General features: G+C 33.3%; 1 protein-coding gene. It reads left to right on the top strand.

Annotation, left to right across the window (positions count from 1 at the left end; translation table 11 throughout):
• On the top strand, positions 1–1,007 hold a 1,007-nt coding region (locus tag VXQ92_RS19900; RefSeq protein WP_416682952.1), incomplete at its 5' end, for a hemolysin family protein.
• Between the last annotated feature and the right edge of the window lie 137 nt (positions 1,008–1,144).

The following is a 1,144-nucleotide window of genomic DNA, read 5'->3' on the forward strand; positions in this document are numbered from 1 at the left end:
CTTTCACATTGGTAACTTCTTTGTTTATTTTATTCGCCGATTTAATGCCAAAACGCTTGGCAATGATCGCACCTGAAAAAATTGCAATTAGTGTAATTAATCCTATTCAGATTTTTATCAAAATCTGTAAGCCTCTAGCATGGGGAATTAATGCAATTGCCAATTTGCTATTCCGCTTGTTTAAAGTAAATACCACACGCGAAGACAATATTACTTTTGATGATATTTCAGCAGTGATGGATGCAGGTGCTCAAGCAGGTGTACTACAAAAACAAGAACATCACTTTATTGAAAACGTATTTGAGCTTGAAGAACGTACAGTCCCCTCAAGTATGACAACACGTGAAAATGTTGTTTATTTTACGCTTAACGAGCATGAAGATAGCATTCGCCAAAAACTGGCAGAATATCCTTATTCCAAATTTCTGGTTTGTAACGAAAATATTGATCAAGTGATTGGCTATGTAGATGCTAAGGATATTCTTGTACGTATTTTAAATAACCAATCTTTAACCCAGCTCAATGAATCGACTATTCGTACGGTTCTAATGATACCTGATACTTTAACACTATCAGAATTACTCGATCGTTTCCGCTCAACAAAAGAAAAGTTTGCTGTTGTAATTAATGAGTATGCGCTTGTCGTTGGGGTAATTACGCTAAGTGATATCATGATTACTGTTATGGGGGATTGGGTTACCCCTATGGAAGAAGAACAGCAAATTATTAAACGTGATAATAATTCTTGGCTGATTGATGGTAGTACACCTATTGAAGATCTTAAGCATGCGCTTGAAATGGATGAACTACCAGATGAAGAGAATTATGAAACATTAGCTGGTTTCATGATGTACCGTTTACGCAAAATTCCTCGTCCAGCCGACTTTGTTGAATTTGGTGGTTATAAATTTGAAGTTGTTGACGTAGACCATTTTAAAATTGATCAGTTATTAGTAACACGTGTACTAGAAAAAAATGATTTACCATCTCCGCCTGATGAAAATTGATTTATTTTGGTGCAAAATATCCTGCCAATGCAGGATATTTTTTCGATAAATAATTTATTCCTTTTAAGATAATTATTATTTTTAAATAATTTTATATTAAAAGTTAAATTAATTATCCTAATCACAATTTTAAATAT

The sequence above is a fragment of the Acinetobacter sp. 228 genome, assembly GCF_048147885.1.